This is a genomic window from uncultured Streptococcus sp., from assembly GCF_905372115.1.
In the GTDB taxonomy this organism is placed as follows: Bacteria; Bacillota; Bacilli; order Lactobacillales; family Streptococcaceae; genus Streptococcus.
On sequence record NZ_CAJPNR010000002.1, the window covers coordinates 72,719 to 94,956 of the forward strand.

Below are 22,238 nucleotides of genomic sequence, written 5' to 3' on the forward strand. Positions count from 1 at the left end.
CTCCTATTCATCAAATTTTTTATGTAAATCAACAATCTCCTTTGCCAAATCAACAAAGGCGATACTGGTCATGAGATGATCCTGCCCATGCACCATAAATAAACTAAGTTCTGTCTTCTCTCCTTGTGCCTCCTTGCTCAGCATTTCAGCTTGAGCGTGATGAGCTTGCAGCAGGGCCTTCTGAGCCTGACTCAGTCTCTCCTGAGCTCGGTCAAAGTCCTGCTTTTTAGCTGCAGCAATGGCTTCAATAGCACAAGACTTGGCCTCTCCGCCATACATAATGAGGGTCATCGCGACCTCTAAGGAATCTTTATTTTCCATAAAAGTACCTACTTCATGAGCGACTCTGCCAAATCCAGGACCCTATCCCCCTTCATCATTCCGTAGTCCGTCATAGGGATAACATCCACCGGAATACCTTTTGAAGCTAATTTTTCCTGTAAATCCTCCAGCAGATAGCGGACCTGAGGCCCCAGCAAAAGGACATCAACCTTTTTCTCGCTTAGATAGTCTTCTGCTTCTGACACTGGCACCGCAAATATCGTCGCAGCCAAGCCTCGCTCCTCTGCAGCTTTCTGCATTTTATTGACCATGAGACTGGTACTCATCCCAGCCGCACAGACTAACATAATTTGTTTTGTTTCCATCGGCATCCTCCTTTATGAATCTGACCTAGCCTGCAACGACACTTGCCATTTATTTTCAATATATAAACAAAAATCCAGAAATAGAATATTTTTCACTATGTTATTAATATTCTATAAACATTATAACTATTTTTCTGTACTATGTCAACGCTTACATTTGAGATTTCTAGCTTTTTTTGATAGTATAGCAGCAGAGGAAACAAGATGACACGAACTAGAAAACAAAACGAGCTAAGGGCAACTGTTCTGGATCAGCTCTATGCCAAACGACCGATTTCTCGGATTGATATTTCAAAAGAAACTCAGATTACACCAGCCACGACTGGCAGTATCATCAATGAACTGATCAAGGAAGGCTTGGTACTGGAGCTGGGCGAGCTCAATGACGAGAGTGTAGGCCGCAAAAAAACCCTGCTAGATATTGCGCCTCGTAGCCGCTACTATCTGGGCTTTGAGATTTCTGAAAAACAGCTGGCTATGGTCATCGCTGATAATACCGGTGAGATTGCAGAAAGCAGCATTCGGACTTATCAGGTCGAGGTGACAGGCGGCCCGTCTGACCAGGAAATCATCCGACTCATTCAAGATTTTCTGAAGAAGAACAGCAAATACTCCATCTCAGCGATTGCCCTCGGGCTGCCGGGGCATGTGAATCTCTCTGAGAGTGATTTTATTATTTCTAAAAACCCCCACTGGGGACAGATTAACTTGCAGACTATTCAAGAAGCCTTTGACCTTCCTGTCTACTTTGCCAATAAGTCCCACTGTTTGACAATGGCTGAACGCCTCTTTAGCTATCATCCGACAGACTGTAATTTTATCGTCTATCATGTCGCCAGAGGTATTCATTGCTCTTACATGTACAAGGGCAGCATTTACAGTCAGGAAAATTATCTTATCGGGGAGGTGGGACATACCGTCATCAATCCTGAAGGCGAGCGCTGTCCTTGCGGCAAGCACGGCTGCCTGCAGGTTTATGCCAGCGAGAGTGCTCTGCTTGATAAAGCAGCTATCCTGTATCGGGCTTCCCAGACCTCGCTCCTAAAGACCCTTGTAGAGGACGTCAATGACATTGATTTGACAAGTCTGATGACCGCCTATCGCTTAGGAGACTTGGGCAGCATTGAGTTGATTCATACTGCCTGCCGCTATCTGGCCATTTCCATTTCCAATCTCTGCCAGCTTATTGATAGCGAAAGGATTTATCTGGACGGCCAGCTCTTCTCCTATCCGGTGATTGCCGAGCAGGTTCTGGCTCAGTTAGAGCAGGAAGTACCTCTCTTTCCAAAGCAAAAACAAGCAGAGATTGTCATTATCCCTTACTCTAAATACAGCATTGCCCGCTCTGCAGTCAGCCTCTGTGTCTATCATGAATTTTTAGATAAAAAAGGAAACCTATAAAGGCCGAGACAAGAATCTCGGTCTTTTTTTTTACAAAAAAAGAGACAGGCTTTCTAGGAGCTTCCCCCTAAAAAGTCTATCTCATTTTACTATCTATTAATCGAACGTGAAATCATGGAAATGGTGTGGCGCTGTCCTCTGAGAGCCTTGCTCATGGCAAAGATATTTTCAACCGGAGCCAGACAGCCATAGCCGGAATCTCCGATATGCTGGATATCTACACCGCAGATTTTGTTACGGATAGCCATTTGCTTGACAATATCTTCATCAGCACTCTCTTGGCTGGTACCGATCGCACTCATAACCAGAGCCCCCTTTTGATGGGCCAGGCGGACAATCTGCTTCAAGTCCTGCTCATCAAAGCCTGGCACACTGCCGACTGCCGGTGCTAGGACAATATCAACACCAGCTTCGATAAATTGAGCGATTGCTTCTAGGTCTGCTACCGGCTCATCCACACCCGAAGCATGCATTTTGCCTGCAATCAGGAGGCCTGAAAAATTCTCCTTGACCACTCGAATGGTGTCAATAATGGCTTGATTGGTGACACCAGTTCCCGGATTACCCGTCAGGCAGATAAAGTCAACGCCCAACTCTTCTGCTCGCTGAATGGTCGCTAGACTAGCCTGACGCCCCTCATCGATAATCAGGCGTTCTCCTGCCATCTGGGCCTGACTGTCCACCGGCTCTAGATTGATACCGATAGGACGGCCAACCAAGCGGTGCAGCTCCTCAACAAAATCTTCCTTGGCGTCCAGACCAGCCACAAAAGGCTGGAAGATATCAATCCCATTCAGCAAAATCAAGTCAGCACCAAAAGACCGAGCAATCTCTGCATTGGTCACATCACCGATATAAGATTCTTTAAAAGCCACGTTTTCAGACAGGATAACGCGGCCCTCACTGGCCTTGATGCTCTGTTTCAGCTCCGGCGCAGTCATATTTAAAATTTCTGAAGCATTTGAACTAATGAATCGTTTTACCATAAGAATATCTCTTTTCTTTATTATTCATTAATAAACACTTTGAAATCTATTCTATTTGGATATTTTGTTTTTTTTGTTATCAACTACAGTATAGCACAAGGTCATAGAAATGTAAACGCTTTATAAATTCTTTGACAAAATAGCCTGCTTTCACAAACAAAAGCAGACTATTGAAACGAACTCGATTATTTTTGATTTGAGCAGGATTCGATAAGTACTCTTATCTCGGCATCACCAGATGACCACCCGCTCTTCTGGACTCCGCCACATGCCGTCTCCCTCTTGGACATCAAAGGTTGTAAAGAAGTCGTCAAAGTTTGGCAGCTGCACATTGGTCCGAAGCTTGGCTGGCGCATGAACATCGACGCTTGCCAGGAGCTTCATATACTCCTTTCGACCCTTCATTCGCCAAATGCGGGCAAAGTTAGTGAAGAATTCCTCAGCAGAGAAATCAGCTTCTTTCTTGGCTGCTTCTAGGGCTGCTGCAATACCGCCCAGATCTGCCACATTTTCTGAAACGGTCAGCTTGCCATTGACCTTAGCACCATAGGAATCCTGCCCTTCGAACTGGTCAATGACCTTTTGAGTCCGTTCGGTAAAGGCTTGGTAGTCATGCTCCGTCCACCAATTATTAAGACTGCCATTTTCATCAAAGGAAGCTCCATTGGTATCAAAAGCATGAGAAATCTCATGGGCAATGACCGCTCCGATACCACCGTAATTGGCTGACGAGGACTGGTGCAAGTCATAGAAAGGCGCCTGCAGGATAGCCGCTGGAAAGACAATCAGGTTTTTCTGCGGATTATAGTAGGCATTGACCATATGGGCTGGCATTCCCCATTCCTTGTAATCCACCGGTTGATTCCACTTGCTCCAGCTGTAAGCAATATCAATCTGACTCAGCTTCTGAGCATTTTCAAAGAGAGTCAGCTTTTCATCCACGACCTTGCAGGAATAGCGCTCAGGCAGCTCGTCAGGATAGCCAATATAAGGCTTGATGACATTAAGCTTGACAATAGCCTTGTCCCGAGTTTCTGGTGTCAGCCAGTCATTCTGGGCCAGGCGATTTTTATAAACTTCAATCATCGTCGCCACTTTTTGCTCCACATCAGCCTTAGCTTCTGGCGAGAACTTCTGACCGGCATACCAGAGACCAACAGCTTGATTAAAGGGACCTTGGGCCAGATAAAATGCCGCTTTTTTCTTGTCTTGAGCCTGAGGAGTCCCTGATAGAGCACGATGATAAGCTCCTGCCAAGACACGGATGTCATCCGTTAGGTAAGGTGTTGTATTGCGGACCGCAGAGAGAATCAGCAGAGCATGGAGTTTATCCCAGTTAGCTGCTGTATAAATATCCTTAGCTGCCTGCCAAAAACGCTCTTCTGGCACAATGACTTGGTCGGGTTCTTGACCGATCAACTTGGTAAAAATATCCGCCATAGGCAACTCTGGTACCAAGGCCTTGAAATCTTCCCAATGATAAGGATGGTAGAGTTTCGCATACTCGGAGCTTTCTTCACTAGACAGAACATACTGAGCAAAAACAGCATCCAGCTCCAAGACCTTATCCAAAAGATCCTTGATTTCCTCTTCCGTAAAGTCAAATTTAGCTAGCAAATCTTCCTGAGCCTTGCGCCATTTTTCAAGCAGGTCATCCTTCTGCGGATGGTCCTCCGCGTAGTAGGTCGTATCAGGCAAAATCGTTCCCGGTCCGTCTGCCCAGAGGACATTGATACGGGCGTCCATAAAGTCAGGCGCCACACCAAAGGGGAAATAAGTCGGCTTACCAGCCAGTTCAAAATCAGCAATCTTAGAAGCATAGTCTTCAAAAGACGCTAGGTTGCGAATTTCATCAATGTAAGCACGCGCTGGCTCAATCCCTGCCGCTTCCCGTTTATCATAATCCGCTGCCAAGCGATGGTAAGCAACAAAGTTCTTCAGAATGGCATGTTCTGGCACTCCATCTCCAGCCAGCCATTTGTCGGTCGTTGCGAGCATAAGTTCCTCAATCTCATCTGCCAGATCCATGAAACCGCCCGTCACTGGCTTATCATCAGGAATAACCGCCGTCTTAGCCCACTCACCATTAACCGCATCATAGAAATCATCTTGTAGTCGTGTCATCTTCTTCTCGCTTTCATGCTTTTGATATAACCTTATCAAAATCTACTTGTTTTTTCAAACATTTCTTATATTAATTTTAAATATTTATTAAAAATTAACTTGACTTAATTTTTGTTTTAATGTATATTAAAACAATGGAGGTGTATGAGATGATTACGATTAAAGATTTGACTGTCAGCTATCAGGATACGCTGGCTCTTGAGCCCCTTTCATTAACCATTAAGGAGCCAACCATTACTGGGATTATCGGTCCTAACGGAGCCGGAAAATCCACCCTGCTCAAGGGCATGCTAGGGATTATTGACCACCAAGGCCAGACTCTGCTGGATCAAAAGCCACTGCAGAACTCTCTCCAGCGGGTTGCCTATGTAGAGCAAAAGATCAATATTGATTATCATTTTCCTATCAAAGTCAAAGAGTGTGTCTCTTTGGGACTTTACCCTCAGCTCAAGCTTTTTCAGGGGCTAAAGAATTCCCATTGGAAAAAGGTGGCTGAGGCATTGAAAATTGTCGGTTTAGAAGACTTGGCAGAGCGCCAGATTAGCCAGCTATCTGGCGGCCAATTCCAGCGGGTCTTGATTGCTCGCTGCTTGGTTCAAGAGGCGGATTGTATCTTTTTGGACGAGCCTTTCGTCGGGATTGACTCTGTCAGTGAAGAGATTATCATGTCTACCCTGCGCAGTCTCAAAGCCGCAGGCAAGATTATCCTGATTGTCCATCATGACTTGAGCAAGGTTGTTGATTATTTCGACCAAGTTATCCTGCTCAATCGTAAGCTGATTGCCTTTGGTCCTACCGAGACCAGCTTTACCAAGGACAATATGAAAAAGACTTACGGCTCCCAGCTCTTTATGAATGGAGGTGCCTAGAATGATTTTAGAATTTTTCCAAGGGCTGCGGGACTTTCACTTCCTGCAAAATGCCCTCATCACAGCCATCGTCATTGGGATTGTTGCTGGGGCTGTCGGCTGCTTTATCATTCTGCGCGGCATGTCGCTCATGGGGGATGCTATCTCTCATGCGGTTCTGCCCGGTGTGGCCCTGTCCTACATTTTAGGGATTAATTTCTTTATCGGAGCCATCACCTTCGGACTTTTGGCCTCGATTATTATCACCTACATCAAGGGCAACTCCATTATCAAAAGCGATACGGCCATTGGGATTACCTTTTCTTCCTTCCTAGCTCTAGGTGTGATTCTGATCGGCGTTGCCAATAGCTCCACCGACCTCTTTCATATTCTCTTCGGGAATATCTTGGCTGTGCAGGATATTGATATGTGGATTAGTATCGGAGTCGGAATAGCTGTGCTCTTAATCATCACCCTCTTTTTCAAACAGCTATTGATTACTTCCTTTGACCCCTTGCTGGCTCAAGCAATGGGCATGCCGGTCAGCTTCTACCACTATCTGCTGATGATTCTCTTGACCTTGGTCTCTGTGACAGCTATGCAGAGCGTGGGAACCATTCTGATTGTCGCTCTCTTGATAACGCCGGCAGCAACGGCCTACCTCTATGCCAATAGTTTGAAAACCATGATTCTGCTGTCCTCGGGTTTGGGAGCTCTGGCTTCTGTGCTGGGACTCTTTATCGGCTATAGCTTTAATGTCGCTGCAGGATCCAGCATTGTCCTGACCTCGGCCCTCATCTTTCTCATCTCTTTCTTTATTGCCCCTAAGCAACGCTATTTAAAACTTAAAAACCAACCTAAACTAAAATAAAATTTAATGGAGGAATCCCATGAAAAAATTAGGTTTTTTATCCCTGCTTTTGCTAGCAGTCTGCACTCTCTTTGCCTGCTCCGATCAGAAGAACGCGTCCAGTGACTCGTCCAAGCTCAAGGTTGTTGCGACCAACTCAATTATCGCTGATATTACCAAAAATATAGCTGGCGATAAGATTGATCTGCACAGCATTGTACCAGTCGGCAAAGATCCCCATGAATATGAGCCCCTGCCTGAAGATGTCAAAAAGACTTCTCAAGCGGATCTCATCTTCTACAACGGTATCAATCTGGAAACTGGCGGTAATGCTTGGTTTACCAAGTTGGTCAAAAATGCCAATAAGGAAGAAAACAAGGACTACTATGCTGTCAGCGATGGCGTTGACGTCATTTACCTTGAAGGTCAAAGTGAAAAGGGTAAGGAAGACCCCCATGCTTGGCTCAACTTGGAAAACGGCATCATCTATGCGCAAAATATTGCTAAGCGTTTGATTGAAAAAGACCCTGACAATAAGGCCACTTACGAGAAAAATCTCAAAGCTTATGTGGAAAAACTGACCTCTTTGGATAAGGAAGCCAAAGAGAAATTCAACAACATCCCTGAAGAAAAGAAAATGATTGTGACCAGTGAAGGCTGCTTCAAGTACTTCTCTAAAGCCTACAATGTGCCATCAGCCTATATCTGGGAAATCAACACTGAAGAAGAAGGGACTCCAGACCAAATCAAAAGCTTGCTTGAAAAACTACGCAAGACCAAAGTGCCGTCTCTCTTTGTCGAATCAAGTGTGGACGACCGTCCGATGAAGACTGTTTCTAAAGACACTAACATCCCAATCCACGCTAAAATCTTCACAGACTCAATCGCTGAAAAGGGAGAAGAAGGAGACAGCTACTACAGCATGATGAAATACAATCTGGATAAAATTTCTGAAGGATTGGCCAAATAACGATAAAAGGTTAGGAAGACAAAATCCTAACCTCTTTATTTTTGGAGAAGGAGCTTCACATGGAGTCTCTCTCAAATTTCCGGTCAAATTATTCGAAAAAAATCACTATTCGCTGTACAATGAAGCTATCAAACATGAATGGAGACTTCCTATGACAACTTTTCTCGGAAACCCTGTAACCTTTACTGGAAAGCAACTGCAAGTCGGCGACACTGCCCACGATTTTAGCTTGACAGCAACTGATCTTTCAAAGAAAACTCTGGCTGACTTTGCTGGCAAAAAGAAAGTCCTGAGCATCATCCCATCTATCGATACTGGTGTCTGCTCAACTCAGACCCGCCGTTTCAACCAAGAACTCTCTGACTTAGATAATACCGTTGTTATCACGGTTTCAGTTGACTTGCCTTTTGCTCAAGGCAAGTGGTGTGCTGCTGAAGGCATTGAGAATGCTGTCATGCTCTCTGACTACTTCGATCATTCTTTCGGCCGTGACTATGCTGTCCTCATCAATGAATGGCACCTTTTGGCTCGCGCAGTTCTTGTCTTGGACGAAAACAACACTGTGACCTACGCTGAATATGTTGACAATATCAATACCGAGCCTGACTTCGAAGCAGCTATCGCCGCAGTTAAGAGCTTGTAAGAGATAAAAATACGGATTTGCTAGTCCGTATTTTTTTGTGCGAAAAACTTCTGCCAAAACTGACGGAACCAAGCCCATGAACGCAAGAGAAAGGATGGTCGATCCAGCAATTTCTTGAACCGAGCAATCTCTGCCTTTACCTGTTTATAAGCACTCCGCCCCTTTCGAGCATAAGGGCTCTTAGCTGAACGATAGCCCAGCGGACCACGATTATTCTGAGGTGATTTGAACTTGCGGCCGCCATTTTCAATGACAAGCCTGCGAAAGCGAGGATCCCAGACTGGAGGCGTTTTGACATCGTAGCGGGTATGAGAAGCCTGATTACCCGGCCGGTTATGCTCACCGTAGTTAAAGCTGGCGCCATTCACAATACCATTTTGGCTAGCCCCCTCTGGATCGATAATATTGAGAAAACGACCTGTCTGATCCAAAATAAACTCTGTATGAAAATCAATCAGGATTTTTATATTGGCCTGACTTGCTTGACCATCCGGATAGATAGCTTGACTAGACATCTTATCAATATAGGCTTTATTATGCAAGCGAGAGGATTCTTGAAAGTTATAAGGCAGCGCTGGAAAAGCCTTTAGATAGGAGGCCAAGGCTTCTGCATCTGTCATACCAATCTGACGGTAGTGATCTCTGACCCACTGGGCCTGCTGGCAGGAAATGACATAGCGAAACTGATGTAGCTGCCTTTTGAGCTTTTGATTGCCATCCCTTTGGCTGAAATCATCTGCCGGGAAAGCCTGTCGTAAGGTGCTTGAAAAAATCTGCCAAAAGCCATCATGTGGTGTTAGGTTTGGAGCAATCCGAGCCAGCAAAAAATCCGTCTCTGCCTTGTTTCCACTCAACTCCTCAGGCATATTAACAAGATTCATAGCCAAAACCAGCAACTCCTGAGCTCCTAACCTGCTGATCTGAGCCTGCTCAGCCTGCCAGAGCTCTTGAAAGAAAGGACTGCCAAAAAGCTGAGCCTCCTGCAGGTAATCTCCTTCTTCTGGCACTTTTTTCCCTTGCTCACCAATCTCTTCAAAAACTCGTTCCAGCGCTGTTTGAGACCAACCGATTGATTGCAATTGCTGAAAGAGATGTTCTTTCCCTTCTTTCGGACACATGGCTCCCCTCCTTTCTTTTTTCTATTATACCTACATAGAAAACCGCCCGTCAAGCAACGAGCGGTCTTCTTATTCACGAATTTCTTATCCTTTGATGGCAATAAAGGGGGAACCTTCTGTATTATCCGTCGGATCGACACTCTTGACCCCAAAGAGATAGTCTACTGGATACCAGCCATTATTAGCTGCATTATAAGGGTCACGGACATAGGTTTTTCCATTGTCATAGCCTTTAAGAACTAGCTCATGGGTGACTGGATAATGGGCAAAGATGCTAGTACCAACGGCACCTAGGACATGATGCCCCTGCGAAAGCACTTCTTTGACTGCAGAAGCTGTAAACAGGGTCTCAGTCGTCAGATCCCAGTGCTGGGCAGCTCGGACTATACCACGGCTGCTGGTGCCAAATCCATCTTTATTAAATTCATTGGTATGGTTATATAGGTAATCCGCAACAGTTGTCGGAAGCACTTCTGTCCCAGTAATCCCAGAAATAACCATGGCTAGCGTTGTCGGCACGCATCCTGTCGCATCCATGCTGTAAGGACCATACTTCCTGCCGCCCCAGCGACCATCACGCTGTGAGTAGTATGGAGTATTGTAAACTGCTATGGAGACCTGGGTCATAGTAGCATCAACAGCGATGAGCTGACCATTGTCCTGCTTATAGTAAAGATGAATCTTGTACTCGCCGGTAGAAAGCTTATGGTCACTAGCTCGGACCGTGATCTTATAGGTGCCATTTGCCTGCTTTTGGGCCAAATACCACTTGACATCATCCTGATCCTTATCTGTGGACCAAGTTGGCAGATATACTGCTTGAATTCCGCCTGGATTGGAGACATTTGTCACAACTACATCAAAAGTTCCTGTTCGAGCATTATTGTTTTGGATATTGATTTTTCCAGTCGCACGGATGTTTTCAGGTGCTACAGAAACCATCAGCTTCTCGCCACCTGCACCTTGCATCTGGCCATCCTCGTTCAGATAGTAAAGATGAACCTTGTACTCACCTACTGAAAACTTATGATCCTGAGCTCGGACATGTTTTTTGTAGGTACCGTCAGCTTGGCGCTCAGCGATGTACCACTGCACATCGTCTTGGTCATCCTTGCTGGACCATGTCGGCAGGTAGACCGCCTTCAGGCCATCCGGTGCGACAATATCTGACACGACAATATCAAATTCGCCTGTCTGCGGATTGTTGTTCTGAATGGTGATTTTTCCCTGTGGCTGTGCGCGAGTAACTACCGTCTTAGCCGAACCTGCACCCTGCAGCTGTCCTGCATCATTCACGAAATAGAGATGAACATTATACTCGCCCAAGGAGTTCTTGTGGTCGCGGTAGCTGACGTGTTTGAAATAGGTCCCATCGGCGCGTCTTTCGGCTGTATACCACTGAACATCGTCTTGGTCGTTATTGGTGGACCAAGTTGGAAGACTAACAGACTTCAGACCATCTGGGGCGACGATATCTGACACGACAATATCAAATTCACCTGTCTGCGGATTGTTGTTCTGAATGGTGATTTTACCCTGTGGCTGGGCGCGAGTAACCTCTGTCTTAGCCGAACCTGCACCCTGCAGCTGGCCTGCATCATTCACAAAATAAAGGTGGACATTGTACTCGCCCAAGGAGTTCTTGTGGTTGCGGTGGCTGACATGTTTGAAATAGGTCCCATCAGCACGTCTTTCGGCCGTGTACCACTGCACGTCGTCTTGGTCGTTAACAGCTGACCAAGTCGGTAGGTAGACCGCCTTCAGGCCATCCGGGGCAACAATATCAGAAACGACTATATCAAATTCACCTGTCTGCGGATTGTTGTTCTGAATGGTGATTTTACCCTGTGGCTGGGCGCGAGTAACCTCTGTCTTAGCCGAACCTGCACCCTGCAGCTGGCCTGCATCATTCACAAAATAGAGGTGAACATTGTACTCGCCCAAGGAGTTCTTATGATTGCGGTAGCTGACATGCTTGAAATAGGTCCCATCGGCCCGCCGTTCAGCGGTGTACCACTGCACATCGTCCTGGTCATCCTTGCTGGACCAAGTCGGTAGGTAGACCGCCTTCAGGCCATCCGGTGCGACAATATCGGACACGACAATATCAAATTCACCTGTCTGTGAATTGTTGTTCTGAATGGTAATCTTTCCTTGTGGCTTTTTGACTTCTGCTGCTGCCAAGGGGCGCTCTGTAGCAGAAGCTGCTTGCGCTGGCTGATTAGAAGCATCACTTTTTTCTGAGTTCTCAGCTACAGCAGGTTGATTCTCTGTAGAAGCTACAGTATCACTTTTCGGCCGGGCATTTTCTACAGGATCAGAAGAAGTAAACTGAGCACTGATACCGGAAGACGTAGATACCTGACCAGCGTCAGGACTAACAGCCTCCGGTGCTGGTGCAGCCTTATCCATGCTTGACAGACTGGTTTCTGTTACAGTTGGAGTTGCAGCTGTGCTTGCTTGGTTCTCCACAGCCTGGCTGACAGCGACACTGTCAGCTGTCTGACTAGGTGCTAGCTGATCTGCCTGAACCGCTCCACTTCCAAGAAAGGCCAGACCAGTCGCAATCGCTACAGAGACTGCTCCCAGACTGCATTTGCGGATGCCAAAACGAATAAACTTCTCTGCTCGAGACGCCATCATTCGTCTTTTTTTCATAATAGGATTCTCCTTTTGCAAAAAAGTAAAAAGCAAGCCAAATTTTCTGCAAACCAGCTAAAGAATTTTTACTTTTTATTTTTTAAATCGTACGCTTTGATTATATAATAATCGCAAAACGATTACAAGCGAATGAAGAAAATCTAAACATCAAAGAAAGGCTTAGACACTGTATTCTTGCAGCGATTTTTGTTATACTAATGATAGAAAGTTCAGCGAGGATGCAAGATGACCCCAAATAAAGAAGACTATCTCAAGTGTATCTATGAGATTGGCAGCCGCCACAAAAAAATCACCAATAAAGAAATCGCCCAGCTCATGCAGGTTTCACCTCCGGCTGTGACGGAAATGATGAAAAAAATGCTGGCGGAAGAACTTCTGGTCAAGGATAAAAAAGCCGGCTACCTGCTGACTGATTTGGGTCTAAGGCTAGTTTCCGACCTCTACCGTAAGCACCGACTGATTGAGGTCTTTCTGGTCAACCATCTCGGCTACTCGACTGATGAAATCCATGAGGAAGCCGAAGTCCTAGAGCACACTGTTTCTGAGCGCTTCGTTGAGCGTCTGGATGCCATGCTCCAGCACCCCAAGACCTGTCCTCACGGAGGCACCATACCGGCCAAGGGAGAGCTTCTGGACGAAGAAAACCAACTGACTCTGGAAGAGGCTTCTGCTCCTGGCGACTATATCATCAAACGGGTGCATGACGACTTTGACTTACTCAAATACTTGGAAAAATACAACCTGCAAATCGGCCAAACCATCACTTTCATCCAATACGATTCTTTCGCTCAGGTCTATTTTCTTAAGACAGAAACCCAAGAAATCCAAATTAATCCTATGATTGCCCAGCAGATTTATGTAGAAAAACTATAAACAAAACCCAGTTCAGACTTTTTAGTCTAAGCTGGGTTTTTATTGACAAAAATAAGATGCTAGAATATAATAAGCATACTTACAAAATATCTAGAGGGAAAGCTAATGGAAAAATCTCAGTTTAACTCCATCTACAAGGATGAATACAAAAAATCAACCGGTCTGCTCTTTATCCGTGCCTACCACAAGTGGCATGGGCTGATAAAAAACAAACTGAGAACGATTGATTTGACCCATCCCCAATTTGTCGTTCTGACCACTCTTGCAGCGCTTCTGCGTCAGCAAGAATGGGTTAGTCAGACCGATATTGCCCGATTTTCTGACATGGATGTTATGACCGTATCCCAAATCATCCGCCTCTTGGTCAAGAAAGGTTTGATCATGCGGGAAGTCCATCCCAAGGACAGCCGCGCCAACATCATACTTCTAACGGATACGGGGCTGCAAAAGGTCAACCAAGCCCTTCCTCTAGTAGAAGGTATTGATCAGGCATTCTTTGGAAAATTAGAAGATAAAACAGAAATATTAAACAAACTCTTAATAGAACTGGAGGCAGAAAATGACTAGATTTTGGATTGGTGTCGTATCAAAAGAACATGTACTAAGAGGTGTAGAAGGTGGATTTTGCCAAGTCTGCCATGGTAAGAAAGCACCGCTGAACCGAATGAAAAAGGGGGACTTTCTTTTGTACTACAGTCCCAAGTATCAGCTGAATGGTCAGGAAAAATTGCAGGCCTTTACAGCAATTGGCAAGATTCTAGATGACACTGCCTACCAAGTAGAGATGTTCGAAGGCTTTGTCCCATTTCTGCGAGATGTCAGCTACTACCAGCCTGTCAAAGACTGCCCCATTGACCAGGTCCGACAACATCCTCAGTGGCGCCAATATGCTTCTCAGATAAGATACGGACATTTCGAAGTTTCGAAGGACTTCTTCCTTTATGTTTTTGAGCAAATGAAACTAGAAAGCACTGCACATCAGTAAAAGCAGCTTCGTTTGACTTACACCTAAACCTTTACTCACCTGTCATCAAATCAGCATAAAAGCCGATAAACTACCCACAACTACATTGGCTAGAGCATGCATAATCCAGCTTGCTAAAATGGAGCCATCAGATTTCTTTTCATTGACAAAGCCCATATAGGCAGCGATGCCACCCGTACACAAAATGATGAGCAGGGTCTGCTGCCAAGAGAGCACTGTTATAAACATCAGGCCATGCAGTAGACCAAAAAGAGCAGCTTGTATGGTGTTGGCTACCACAAAGGATAAGCGGCTAGCCATTCTCTTTAAAAGAAAACCTCTGAAGAGCAGTTCTTCTGGCAGAGCAGTTTGAAACAGACTATAGATCAGAATAGCTGGCAAGGCTTGGAAGCCGAGGCCTGAAAAGTTTGAAGTCGCTGTCTTAAGACCTTTTACAGTAGTATATAGTAGCAAAAACGAAAGAACCAAGAAAAATAGCGAACCTAGCAAAATCCACAGCCAGATCTTTCGGCTGCCAGCATCTTTTAGTGGTTTTAAGCCAAGCCATTCTAAAAATGGACTTTTTCTTCTAGCATTTATCAACCACCAAACAAAAGGAAGAAAAGCAAACAAAGCAATTTGAATCAGAGCATTCAGCATCTGTTGAACTAGATTGTCCATGATAAGAGACTCCTTTCTTTTCTTTAATATGATTATACAAGACAAACTTCAAGAATTTATAAAGTAATTCTAAAATATTTCTAAAGAATGATAGGAATCATAAACATAAACAAATCAAAGATTATTGCCACTTCCACTTGCTTACTATGCTTCTCATTTTTGGACTAAATGATGTCAAAAAACTCTTTAAAGGCCTATCTCAAAATCTAAGAAAAGTTGCAGATAAAAATAAGGCGATGAGTTTAAAAAAATAGAAAACCGACAATGAGTTAAAGAAAGAAAAAACTCCTAAAATTTTATCACACAAAGTCAAATGTTCAGCCTATCGATCCTAGATCATTTTCTTTTTAGTCAAATACTTCCAACTCCTGCTCATCCACTTCCTACCCCTCGGGGTTTCAATTTTGCAGGCTTAGTACCATGCCAAAAACTGTTTTTTCCTTCTTGCCAACCCGCTTACATTTTGCTACAATGATGTCAAAAATCAGTAAGGAAAAATTATGCCACAACAACTCTTTAAAGAATTTGCCCAGCTAGGCCAAGTGGAAGCTATTGTTCTCGGTGGCTCTCGTGCTGGACAGCATTTTGACAAAGACTCAGACTATGATGTTTATATCTACTTGACAGATTCCATTGCTCCCTCGACTCGACGCGATATCCTCAGCAAGTACTGCTCCTACATGGAAATCGGCAATCAGTTTTGGGAACTAGAGGATGACTGTGTGCTGAAGAGCAAGATCGAAATTGAGCTCATTTACCGTACACTGGATAGCTTTGATAAAGACCTGCAGACTGTCGTCCTAGACCACCAAGCCCAGCATGCCTACACCACCTGTATGTGGCACAATCTGCTCCACAGCAAAATCGTCTATGACCGAAATGGTCGCTATGAAGCACTTCAGAACAAGTACAGACAACCTTATCCAGCTGAACTCAAAAAGAATATTATTAAGAAGCAGCTCCTCTTACTCGATCAAGCCATGCCAGCTTTCTCCAAACAAATAGAAAAAGCGCTAAAGCGTCAGGACTTGCTCAGTATCAATCACCGTAGCAGTGAATTTTTTGCTTCCTATTTTGACTTGCTCTTCGCCCTAAACGAACAGACTCACCCTGGAGAAAAGAGAATGCTAGAGTTTGCAAAAACCAACTGCATGCTATTGCCTCAGTATTTCGAAGAAAATATACAGACTTATTTTCAAAAGCTCTACACAGAGCCCGCTGAAGCTAGAAAGCTTATCAATCAGCTAGTGGCGACCATCAAACAAGTCATTCCTCAAGAAAATATTGATTGTTTTTAGTAATGTTGTCGGAAACTATACATTCATTGCTGCAGAAGCTAAAAAAATTAGGAGCTTGAACATTAGTGTTCAAGCTCCTTTTCATGCTTCTTATCAGCGATTCTTTGTATCCAAGATAATGGTCACTGGGCCATCATTGACTAGTTCTACCTGCATGTCTGCCCCAAAAATCCCCGTCCGAGTCAGCACCTCCTGCTGCAAGGCAAGATTGAAGGCGTCATAAAAATTGCTAGCCATCTCTGGCGGAGCAGCCTTGACAAAGGCTGGCCGATTTCCCTTTTTGGTATCTGCATGCAGAGTGAATTGAGAAATCGACAAAATCTCTCCAGCAATGTCCTTGATAGACAGGTTCATCTTGCGCTCAGCATCGGAAAAAATCCGCATATTGACAATCTTCCTGACTGCATAATCCATATCCTCCTGACTATCGTCAGGCCCTACGCCTACTAGGAGCAGGAGACCTTGTCCAATACTGCTGTGCAGCTGCTGGTCAATGCTGACCTGAGCACGTTTTACGCGCTGAATCACTATTTTCATATCTTTTCCTTTGATTTAACGGTAACTTATAGCTAGATAATGATTTCTGAAATAGATCAACCATTAGTCCGCTTGACCGAGTAGACCTCCGGCACGCTCTTAATCTTATCCACCACCGTCGTCAGCATGGACAGATTAGCAATGCCAAAAGAAACGTGGATATTAGCAAATTTCATATCCTTGGTTGGCTGAGCATTGACTGTTGAGATATTCTTGGTGGTATTGGACAGGACTTGTAGCACATCATTGAGGAGACCAGAGCGGTTGAGCCCGTATATATCAATGTGGGCCGTGTACTCTTTGGTCGTGTTGTTGTCTTCCCATTCCACATCAATCAGCCGCTGCTCGTAATTTTCCTGGGCCTTGAGATTCATGCAGTCCTGCCGGTGAATGGCTACACCTCGTCCTTTGGTAATATAGCCGACAATATCATCACCCGGTACAGGATTACAGCACTTGGCAATCCGGATGAGGAGACCAGACGCCCCCTGAATAACCACACCGCCTTCGTGCTTGACCTTGAGGGTGTCTTTTTTGTTTTCGACCTTGACTTCGCCGCCCTTAACCAATTCCTCCGCTTCTGCTCTGGCCTTGGCCCGTTCTTCCTCACGGCGCTCTTTTTCTGTCAGACGGTTGAAAATGCTAATGGCACCAATTTCACCGAAGCCAATCGCCGCAAAAAGCGCCTCTTCAGTCTTATAGCTGGTCTTCTGCAGCACTTCTTCCATGTGCTTCTTGTCCATGTACTTATTGGCTACATAGCCATGCTCCTGGAATTGAGCCTGCAAGAGCTCCCGCCCTTTGGAGATAGACAACTCCTTGTCTTGATTTTTAAAGAACTGACGGATTTTATTTCTGGCCTTGCTGGTCTTGACAATATTGAGCCAGTCGCGGCTCGGTCCGAAGGAGTTAGCATTGGTGATGATTTCCACCTGATCACCTGTCCTAAGCTTGGTTGTCAGAGGAACCATCCGGCCATTGACCTTGGCTCCCGTGGCTTTCTCACCGACCTTAGTGTGGATCTCATAGGCAAAGTCAATGGGGCCCGAGTCCTTAGGCAGAGAGCGCACCGCTCCATCCGGTGTGAAGACGTAGATTTCCTCAGCCAGATAGCTCTCCTTGACCGAATCAACGAAGTCCTTGGCATCATTGGATTGATCTTGAAGCTCCATCAGCTCCTTGATCCAGTTCATCCCGATGGCTGATTCTCTGCTGTCTACCTGTCCCTTGACACCTTTCTTGTAAGCCCAGTGAGCCGCAACCCCATACTCAGCGACCTCATGCATTTCCTTGGTCCGAATCTGAAACTCAATCGGACCTTTGGGTCCATAAACGGTCGTATGGATAGACTGGTAACCATTGGCCTTGCGGTTGGCAATGTAATCCTTGAACCGCCCCGGCATCGGCCGCCAAAGCTCATGAATGTAGCCCAACATGGCATAAACATCACTCTGGGTATCTAAGATACAGCGAATAGCGATTAAATCATAAATCTCATCAAAACGCTTCTTCTTGTCCTGCATCTTGCGATAGATCGAGTAGATATGCTTGGGCCGGCCATAAATCTTACCGTGCAGATTGCGCTCGCCAGCATAGGTCTCAATCTTCTGAACCACCTCTTCTACCAGAGCTTCACGCTCCCGACGCTTCTCCTTCATCATGTGGGAAATTTTGTAAAATTCCACTTCATTGAGATAACGGAAAGACAAATCCTCCAGCTCCCACTTGACACTGGAAATCCCTAGGCGATGAGCCAAGGGTGCGTAAATTTCCATTGTCTCTCGAGAAATCCGCTCTTGCTTATCCTTGCGCAGATGCTTCAGCGTCCGCATATTGTGGAGACGGTCTGCCAGTTTGACCAAAATAACCCGAATATCCTCCGACATGGCCATCAGCATCTTACGATGGTTTTCCGCCAGCTGCTCCTCGTGGGATTTGTACTTGACCTTCCCCAGCTTGGTAACCCCATCCACAATCACGCGCACATCCGTCCCAAACTCTCTTTCCAAATCATCCAGCGTCGCACGGGTATCCTCTACCACATCATGCAGGAAGCCGCAGGCAACCGTTACTGCATCTAGCTTGAGCGTGGCCAAAATCCCTGCCACCTGAATAGGATGCACAATATAAGGCTCACCTGACCTGCGAAACTGCCCACTGTGACAGTCAATCGCATAGATCAAAGCTTTCTGTATAAAAGCCACATCCTCTGCAGCCAGATATTTTCTCGTAAGGGCCAATACCTGATCGCCCGTCAAATTCACTTCTTTTGGCATCTCGTCTCTCCAATTCCTGCCTACTATTTTATCACTTTTAACCCAATATGAAAACCTAGAAGACGGTTCATATAAAAACCCGCCTTAAACGGGCGGGTTGTGGTGAAATGTAACACTATCAGATGATATCTTTCTGATTCAATGATTTCTTATATCTCTGAGAATCTTTTCCATACCATTCTTCAACAGAGTATCCTGATAGCTGTCGGTAATCTTCTAAGTATTTTTGAAGATAGAAACCTTGGAAATTGTCAACTGCTAAAGCATACCCAAAATAAATAAAAGGACGAAAAAATAGTGGAATAATGGCCTTCCCAATTGAATTAATAATTCCATCTTGTTGGATACTATCAGAATTTGGAAAAACAATACGTAAAATAATTGATATTAAAATAATGAGTCCACCGTACTTTTTAGCAAACAAAACAAAGCGATTGATGAAATCAGCCGTTGGATTTGAATAATTTCGCTGTTTATACAAAATTTCAAGTGTATTTCTCTGGAAGCTTTGAAATAATCCAATAAAAAAGATGATGAAAAAGGAAGTATACAACACACTAGATAAAATTCCACCTAATATCATTCCTGCACCTGATATTCCTATTACTAAAAATTGCGTATAGAGGATTGTAATCATAAGATACATCCACTTATTGAAATAGTAGTAAGATAAAACTGACTGATTCTTTATTTTCCTCACATCATTTAAGTAGGAAAAAAGAATGATAAATCCTAAACCAAATACAATACCGTTTATTAAGCCTATATTCAATGAGAAAAACTGCAATTTTTTAGAACCAAGAGAAATACTTAGAAGAAAGAATAAAAATAGAAAAAATTGCACCGTAAAAAATCCCAAAATCTTTTTCCCATAACCTTTTTCATTAAAATCCTCTAGTGAAGTTTTGATATACTTGTCCGTTACTAGGTTCATACTTTCTTCCAGTGAAGCATTAAAAATCGTTTGTTTCAAAATTCTAAGCCTCCTTTTAATAAAATCATCTCAAATTTGCTTTCCAAAGGGAAGAGCATTCTCATGGGGCAAGGTTATTATTTATCGTGGACTCATGCTCCTAGCAGTTAATCGACTTGACTATCTGTCAATCACTCACTTAACAACGCTTGCAAACCTGCCGATTCACTCATACCAACTGAACTTAATTGCTCACTTCCGCCATCTTTTTGAATTCCCATTTTCCCAACCATGCTTATACTATCATTAATGACAACATGAAACATAATGCCTCCCATTGGATTATGACGAATGCTCCTGTCATCAATTTTATAAGAACGAATTTTCCCCTTATCCGTTAAAGCATTCGGGTCCTTTCTTTTTAAATCTTCTTCAATCAGCTTCCGCACTTCCTCACTATGGACAATTCTTGTCATCTCATTCTGGAATTCTTGATTTTTGTGAGCTAGGTAGAGACCTACTCCTATGCAAGCAGCCACAAACAAGCTAACAACTGATAAGATAATTTTATGTTTTTTCTTCATATATTCACCTCTAAAAAAAGAAATCTCCTTATGACTCTTTGGTCATTACTCCTCTAATAACTGTTGAAGTTTTTCCGTAAGAGTACCGCCAACTAAACTCATTCTACCATCTTCACTGTATTTCCTTATACCAAATTTAAATACAGCATCCGAATCATCATTAATAATAACATGAAACATAATACCCCCCATAGGATTATGACGAATACTCGCATCATCTATTTTATAAGAGCGAATCTTCCCCTTATCCGTTAAAGCATTAGGATCGATTGCTTTTAATTCTTCCACAATCAATTTCTTTACTTCCTCACCGTGGACAATTCTTGTCATCTCATTTTGAAATTCTTGGTTTTTATGAGCTAGGTAGAGGCCCACTCCTATGCAAGCAGCCACAAACAAGCTAACAATTGATAAGATAATTTTATTCTTTTGCTTCATGAGACACTCCTACGACTATTATAATTTAGTATGTTGTATAGGTTTTGCAATTCCAATTAAAGTAAGAGATTTTCGATACAACTAGAATACTGAATCACTTATCGTCACTTTCCAACAACGCCCGCAAACCTGCTGATTCAGTCATACCATCCGTACGAATTTTCCCATTCTCTCCATCCATTTGAAGACCAGTCTTCCCAACCATACTTATACTATCATTAATGATAATATGAAACATAATCCCTCCCATCGGATTATGCTTAATGGAGCTATCATCTATTTTATAAGAGCGAATTTTCCCTTTGTCTGTTAACGCATTAGGATCCTTTCTTTTTAAATCTTCTTCAATCAACTCCCTCACTTCCTCACTGTGAACAATTCTGAACATTTCATTCTGGAATTCTTGGTTTTTGTGAGCTAGGTAGAGACCTACTCCTATGCAAGCAGCCACAAACAAGCTGATAATCGATAAGATAATTTTATGTTTTTTCTTCATGTATTCACCTCTAAAAAAAGAAATCTCCTTATGACTATTTGGCCATCACTCCTCTAGTAACTTCTGAAGACCTTTTGACCTATCCATACCAACAGTTCGTATGTCCTCATTCTCTCCATATTTTCTAAGGCCTGTTGACCCAACAATATCAGGGTCATCATTAATGACAATATCAAACATAATGCCTCCCATTGGATTGTGACGAATGTTCCTATCATCAATTTTATAGGATTGAATTTTCCCCTTATCCGTTAAAGCATGAGGATCTAATTTTTTTAATTTCTTTTCTATTAGATTCTTCACTTCCTTACTATGAACAATTCTGAACATTTCATTTTGAAATTCTTGATTTTTATGAGCTAGGTAGAGACCCCCTCCCAGCAATATCAATACACTTAGGCCAATAAGCCCCATAATCCTATTTCTTCTCTTAAACATATAAACATTCCTCAATCTTTGTCAGTTTCATTATATAATATATTTTCCCAAAAGCAAAAACCCGCCTTAAACGGGCGGGTTGTGGCGAAGAAAGTGATGAACTTCTTCCTTGATAAATTGACAATAAGCGTAGACAAGGTAGCAAGTAGATGCCACGCCTAAAAGGGCGACAAACAACTCAAATAAGGCAGACATAGTCATGGCGAACCTCCTCTCCTTATCAGGCAAAGAATGCAGATACGCTTCCCGGCTTAGGCAGTCTGATTTTTTCCGTTTTATTTTCCTTTCCGACTTACCTAAGTGAGCTCACTACTATTATACCAAAATATGAAAACGGATACAATAGTGGTAAATCTTGGAGCATTCTGTTTTAGTTTATATTCTCATATTTGCAACTTATGAAGCTTCCAGTCAATTTTATTAAGTTTTAATTTATGATCTTCTCTTGATGAGAGCGTTTTAATATAGTATAATATAAGTCTGAAATTCATT

General features: G+C 43.7%; 24 protein-coding genes. 9 read left to right on the forward strand and 15 right to left on the reverse strand.

The window, feature by feature from the left end; genetic code table 11:
- Positions 1-3: 3 nt before the first annotated feature.
- Together QZ169_RS01260 and QZ169_RS01265 are read right to left on the reverse strand one after the other, a co-directional pair.
- Positions 4-321, reverse strand: a complete 318-nt coding sequence (locus QZ169_RS01260) for a PTS lactose/cellobiose transporter subunit IIA (protein ID WP_002898520.1) — start codon at positions 319-321, stop codon at positions 4-6.
- An 8-nt stretch (positions 322-329) separates the two neighbouring features.
- Positions 330-647, reverse strand: a complete 318-nt coding sequence (locus tag QZ169_RS01265) for a PTS sugar transporter subunit IIB (RefSeq protein WP_295504346.1) — start codon at positions 645-647, stop codon at positions 330-332.
- A gap of 204 nt (positions 648-851) precedes the next feature.
- Here QZ169_RS01265 and QZ169_RS01270 point away from each other — a divergent pair, with 204 nt between their 5' ends.
- On the forward strand, positions 852-2,048 hold the full coding sequence (locus QZ169_RS01270) for an ROK family protein (protein ID WP_295504347.1): 1,197 nt from the start codon (positions 852-854) through the stop codon (positions 2,046-2,048).
- A gap of 89 nt (positions 2,049-2,137) precedes the next feature.
- Here the strand turns inward: QZ169_RS01270 and QZ169_RS01275 are convergent, their stop codons facing one another.
- Entirely contained in the window at positions 2,138-3,034 is an 897-nt protein-coding gene (locus tag QZ169_RS01275; protein ID WP_002910768.1) for a hypothetical protein, read from the reverse strand.
- Between the two features lie 231 nt (positions 3,035-3,265).
- On the reverse strand, positions 3,266-5,158 hold the full coding sequence (locus tag QZ169_RS01280; protein WP_295504349.1) for a M13-type metalloendopeptidase: 1,893 nt from the start codon (positions 5,156-5,158) through the stop codon (positions 3,266-3,268).
- Positions 5,159-5,307: 149 nt separating this feature from the next.
- Between QZ169_RS01280 and QZ169_RS01285 the strand changes: the two genes are divergently transcribed.
- From QZ169_RS01285 to tpx, 4 genes are all read left to right on the forward strand, one after another.
- A complete protein-coding gene (locus QZ169_RS01285) occupies positions 5,308-6,027 on the forward strand; it encodes a metal ABC transporter ATP-binding protein (RefSeq protein WP_295504351.1) in 720 nt (239 codons plus the stop codon).
- A 1-nt stretch (position 6,028) separates the two neighbouring features.
- Entirely contained in the window at positions 6,029-6,877 is an 849-nt protein-coding gene (locus QZ169_RS01290; RefSeq protein ID WP_009659779.1) for a metal ABC transporter permease, read from the forward strand.
- A 19-nt stretch (positions 6,878-6,896) separates the two neighbouring features.
- Complete coding sequence (gene ssaB, locus QZ169_RS01295; RefSeq protein ID WP_223310438.1) at positions 6,897-7,826, forward strand: metal ABC transporter substrate-binding lipoprotein/adhesin SsaB; 930 nt, start codon at positions 6,897-6,899, stop codon at positions 7,824-7,826.
- Between the two features lie 151 nt (positions 7,827-7,977).
- Positions 7,978-8,469, forward strand: coding sequence for a thiol peroxidase (tpx, locus tag QZ169_RS01300; protein ID WP_002896683.1), 492 nt, complete (start codon positions 7,978-7,980; stop codon positions 8,467-8,469).
- Between the two features lie 20 nt (positions 8,470-8,489).
- On the opposite strand, the gene QZ169_RS01305 is transcribed toward tpx, so the two are convergent.
- Both QZ169_RS01305 and QZ169_RS01310 read right to left on the reverse strand, forming a co-directional pair.
- On the reverse strand, positions 8,490-9,587 hold the full coding sequence (locus QZ169_RS01305; protein ID WP_295504358.1) for a DUF3114 domain-containing protein: 1,098 nt from the start codon (positions 9,585-9,587) through the stop codon (positions 8,490-8,492).
- Between the two features lie 84 nt (positions 9,588-9,671).
- On the reverse strand, positions 9,672-12,245 hold the full coding sequence (locus tag QZ169_RS01310) for a GBS Bsp-like repeat-containing protein (RefSeq protein WP_295504360.1): 2,574 nt from the start codon (positions 12,243-12,245) through the stop codon (positions 9,672-9,674).
- A 228-nt stretch (positions 12,246-12,473) separates the two neighbouring features.
- Between QZ169_RS01310 and QZ169_RS01315 the strand changes: the two genes are divergently transcribed.
- From QZ169_RS01315 to QZ169_RS01325, 3 genes are all read left to right on the forward strand, one after another.
- The gene (locus QZ169_RS01315) at positions 12,474-13,121 is read left to right on the forward strand and encodes a metal-dependent transcriptional regulator (RefSeq protein ID WP_295504363.1); all 648 of its coding nucleotides are present in this window, start codon (positions 12,474-12,476) and stop codon (positions 13,119-13,121) included.
- A 105-nt stretch (positions 13,122-13,226) separates the two neighbouring features.
- The gene (locus QZ169_RS01320; RefSeq protein ID WP_295504365.1) at positions 13,227-13,688 is read left to right on the forward strand and encodes a MarR family winged helix-turn-helix transcriptional regulator; all 462 of its coding nucleotides are present in this window, start codon (positions 13,227-13,229) and stop codon (positions 13,686-13,688) included.
- Positions 13,681-14,106 carry an EVE domain-containing protein gene (locus QZ169_RS01325; protein WP_295504368.1) on the forward strand — a complete coding sequence of 142 codons (426 nt, stop codon included), beginning with the start codon at positions 13,681-13,683 and terminating at the stop codon, positions 14,104-14,106. Before QZ169_RS01320 ends, QZ169_RS01325 begins: the two co-directional genes overlap by 8 nt.
- A gap of 45 nt (positions 14,107-14,151) precedes the next feature.
- Here the strand turns inward: QZ169_RS01325 and QZ169_RS01330 are convergent, their stop codons facing one another.
- Positions 14,152-14,766 carry a CPBP family intramembrane glutamic endopeptidase gene (locus QZ169_RS01330; RefSeq protein ID WP_295504370.1) on the reverse strand — a complete coding sequence of 205 codons (615 nt, stop codon included), beginning with the start codon at positions 14,764-14,766 and terminating at the stop codon, positions 14,152-14,154.
- Between the two features lie 500 nt (positions 14,767-15,266).
- Between QZ169_RS01330 and QZ169_RS01335 the strand changes: the two genes are divergently transcribed.
- Positions 15,267-16,064, forward strand: coding sequence for a DUF4037 domain-containing protein (locus QZ169_RS01335; protein ID WP_295504372.1), 798 nt, complete (start codon positions 15,267-15,269; stop codon positions 16,062-16,064).
- Positions 16,065-16,157: 93 nt separating this feature from the next.
- On the opposite strand, the gene dtd is transcribed toward QZ169_RS01335, so the two are convergent.
- The 8 genes from dtd to QZ169_RS01375 all read right to left on the reverse strand — a co-directional run bounded on the left by dtd (position 16,158) and on the right by QZ169_RS01375 (position 21,941).
- A complete protein-coding gene (gene dtd, locus QZ169_RS01340; RefSeq protein WP_295504375.1) occupies positions 16,158-16,601 on the reverse strand; it encodes a D-aminoacyl-tRNA deacylase in 444 nt (147 codons plus the stop codon).
- 56 nt (positions 16,602-16,657) lie between these two features.
- A complete protein-coding gene (locus QZ169_RS01345) occupies positions 16,658-18,877 on the reverse strand; it encodes a bifunctional (p)ppGpp synthetase/guanosine-3',5'-bis(diphosphate) 3'-pyrophosphohydrolase (RefSeq protein WP_049543311.1) in 2,220 nt (739 codons plus the stop codon).
- Positions 18,878-18,995: 118 nt separating this feature from the next.
- Positions 18,996-19,850, reverse strand: a complete 855-nt coding sequence (locus tag QZ169_RS01350) for a hypothetical protein (protein ID WP_295504379.1) — start codon at positions 19,848-19,850, stop codon at positions 18,996-18,998.
- Between the two features lie 131 nt (positions 19,851-19,981).
- Entirely contained in the window at positions 19,982-20,374 is a 393-nt protein-coding gene (locus QZ169_RS01355) for a DUF1310 family protein (protein ID WP_295504383.1), read from the reverse strand.
- 45 nt (positions 20,375-20,419) lie between these two features.
- Positions 20,420-20,812 carry a DUF1310 family protein gene (locus QZ169_RS01360; protein ID WP_295504386.1) on the reverse strand — a complete coding sequence of 131 codons (393 nt, stop codon included), beginning with the start codon at positions 20,810-20,812 and terminating at the stop codon, positions 20,420-20,422.
- A 94-nt stretch (positions 20,813-20,906) separates the two neighbouring features.
- Positions 20,907-21,308: a DUF1310 family protein gene (locus QZ169_RS01365; protein ID WP_268682789.1), complete on the reverse strand. Its 402-nt coding sequence runs from the start codon at positions 21,306-21,308 to the stop codon at positions 20,907-20,909.
- 45 nt (positions 21,309-21,353) lie between these two features.
- On the reverse strand, positions 21,354-21,746 hold the full coding sequence (locus tag QZ169_RS01370; RefSeq protein WP_295504388.1) for a DUF1310 family protein: 393 nt from the start codon (positions 21,744-21,746) through the stop codon (positions 21,354-21,356).
- A 66-nt stretch (positions 21,747-21,812) separates the two neighbouring features.
- A complete protein-coding gene (locus tag QZ169_RS01375; protein WP_295504389.1) occupies positions 21,813-21,941 on the reverse strand; it encodes a hypothetical protein in 129 nt (42 codons plus the stop codon).
- Between the last annotated feature and the right edge of the window lie 297 nt (positions 21,942-22,238).

What these genes read in the sequence shown, in the direction of transcription:
- QZ169_RS01260 (WP_002898520.1), bottom strand. Translation starts at nt 321, where the DNA reads ATGGAAAATAAAGATTCCTTAGAGGTCGCGATGACCCTCATTATGTAT.
- QZ169_RS01265 (WP_295504346.1), bottom strand. Translation starts at nt 647, where the DNA reads ATGGAAACAAAACAAATTATGTTAGTCTGTGCGGCTGGGATGAGTACC.
- QZ169_RS01270 (WP_295504347.1), top strand. Translation starts at nt 852, where the DNA reads ATGACACGAACTAGAAAACAAAACGAGCTAAGGGCAACTGTTCTGGAT.
- QZ169_RS01275 (WP_002910768.1), bottom strand. Translation starts at nt 3,034, where the DNA reads ATGGTAAAACGATTCATTAGTTCAAATGCTTCAGAAATTTTAAATATG.
- QZ169_RS01280 (WP_295504349.1), bottom strand. Translation starts at nt 5,158, where the DNA reads ATGACACGACTACAAGATGATTTCTATGATGCGGTTAATGGTGAGTGG.
- QZ169_RS01285 (WP_295504351.1), top strand. Translation starts at nt 5,308, where the DNA reads ATGATTACGATTAAAGATTTGACTGTCAGCTATCAGGATACGCTGGCT.
- QZ169_RS01290 (WP_009659779.1), top strand. Translation starts at nt 6,029, where the DNA reads ATGATTTTAGAATTTTTCCAAGGGCTGCGGGACTTTCACTTCCTGCAA.
- ssaB (WP_223310438.1), top strand. Translation starts at nt 6,897, where the DNA reads ATGAAAAAATTAGGTTTTTTATCCCTGCTTTTGCTAGCAGTCTGCACT.
- tpx (WP_002896683.1), top strand. Translation starts at nt 7,978, where the DNA reads ATGACAACTTTTCTCGGAAACCCTGTAACCTTTACTGGAAAGCAACTG.
- QZ169_RS01305 (WP_295504358.1), bottom strand. Translation starts at nt 9,587, where the DNA reads ATGTGTCCGAAAGAAGGGAAAGAACATCTCTTTCAGCAATTGCAATCA.
- QZ169_RS01310 (WP_295504360.1), bottom strand. Translation starts at nt 12,245, where the DNA reads ATGAAAAAAAGACGAATGATGGCGTCTCGAGCAGAGAAGTTTATTCGT.
- QZ169_RS01315 (WP_295504363.1), top strand. Translation starts at nt 12,474, where the DNA reads ATGACCCCAAATAAAGAAGACTATCTCAAGTGTATCTATGAGATTGGC.
- QZ169_RS01320 (WP_295504365.1), top strand. Translation starts at nt 13,227, where the DNA reads ATGGAAAAATCTCAGTTTAACTCCATCTACAAGGATGAATACAAAAAA.
- QZ169_RS01325 (WP_295504368.1), top strand. Translation starts at nt 13,681, where the DNA reads ATGACTAGATTTTGGATTGGTGTCGTATCAAAAGAACATGTACTAAGA.
- QZ169_RS01330 (WP_295504370.1), bottom strand. Translation starts at nt 14,766, where the DNA reads ATGGACAATCTAGTTCAACAGATGCTGAATGCTCTGATTCAAATTGCT.
- QZ169_RS01335 (WP_295504372.1), top strand. Translation starts at nt 15,267, where the DNA reads ATGCCACAACAACTCTTTAAAGAATTTGCCCAGCTAGGCCAAGTGGAA.
- dtd (WP_295504375.1), bottom strand. Translation starts at nt 16,601, where the DNA reads ATGAAAATAGTGATTCAGCGCGTAAAACGTGCTCAGGTCAGCATTGAC.
- QZ169_RS01345 (WP_049543311.1), bottom strand. Translation starts at nt 18,877, where the DNA reads ATGCCAAAAGAAGTGAATTTGACGGGCGATCAGGTATTGGCCCTTACG.
- QZ169_RS01355 (WP_295504383.1), bottom strand. Translation starts at nt 20,374, where the DNA reads ATGAAGAAAAAACATAAAATTATCTTATCAGTTGTTAGCTTGTTTGTG.
- QZ169_RS01360 (WP_295504386.1), bottom strand. Translation starts at nt 20,812, where the DNA reads ATGAAGCAAAAGAATAAAATTATCTTATCAATTGTTAGCTTGTTTGTG.
- QZ169_RS01365 (WP_268682789.1), bottom strand. Translation starts at nt 21,308, where the DNA reads ATGAAGAAAAAACATAAAATTATCTTATCGATTATCAGCTTGTTTGTG.
- QZ169_RS01370 (WP_295504388.1), bottom strand. Translation starts at nt 21,746, where the DNA reads ATGTTTAAGAGAAGAAATAGGATTATGGGGCTTATTGGCCTAAGTGTA.
- QZ169_RS01375 (WP_295504389.1), bottom strand. Translation starts at nt 21,941, where the DNA reads ATGTCTGCCTTATTTGAGTTGTTTGTCGCCCTTTTAGGCGTGGCATCT.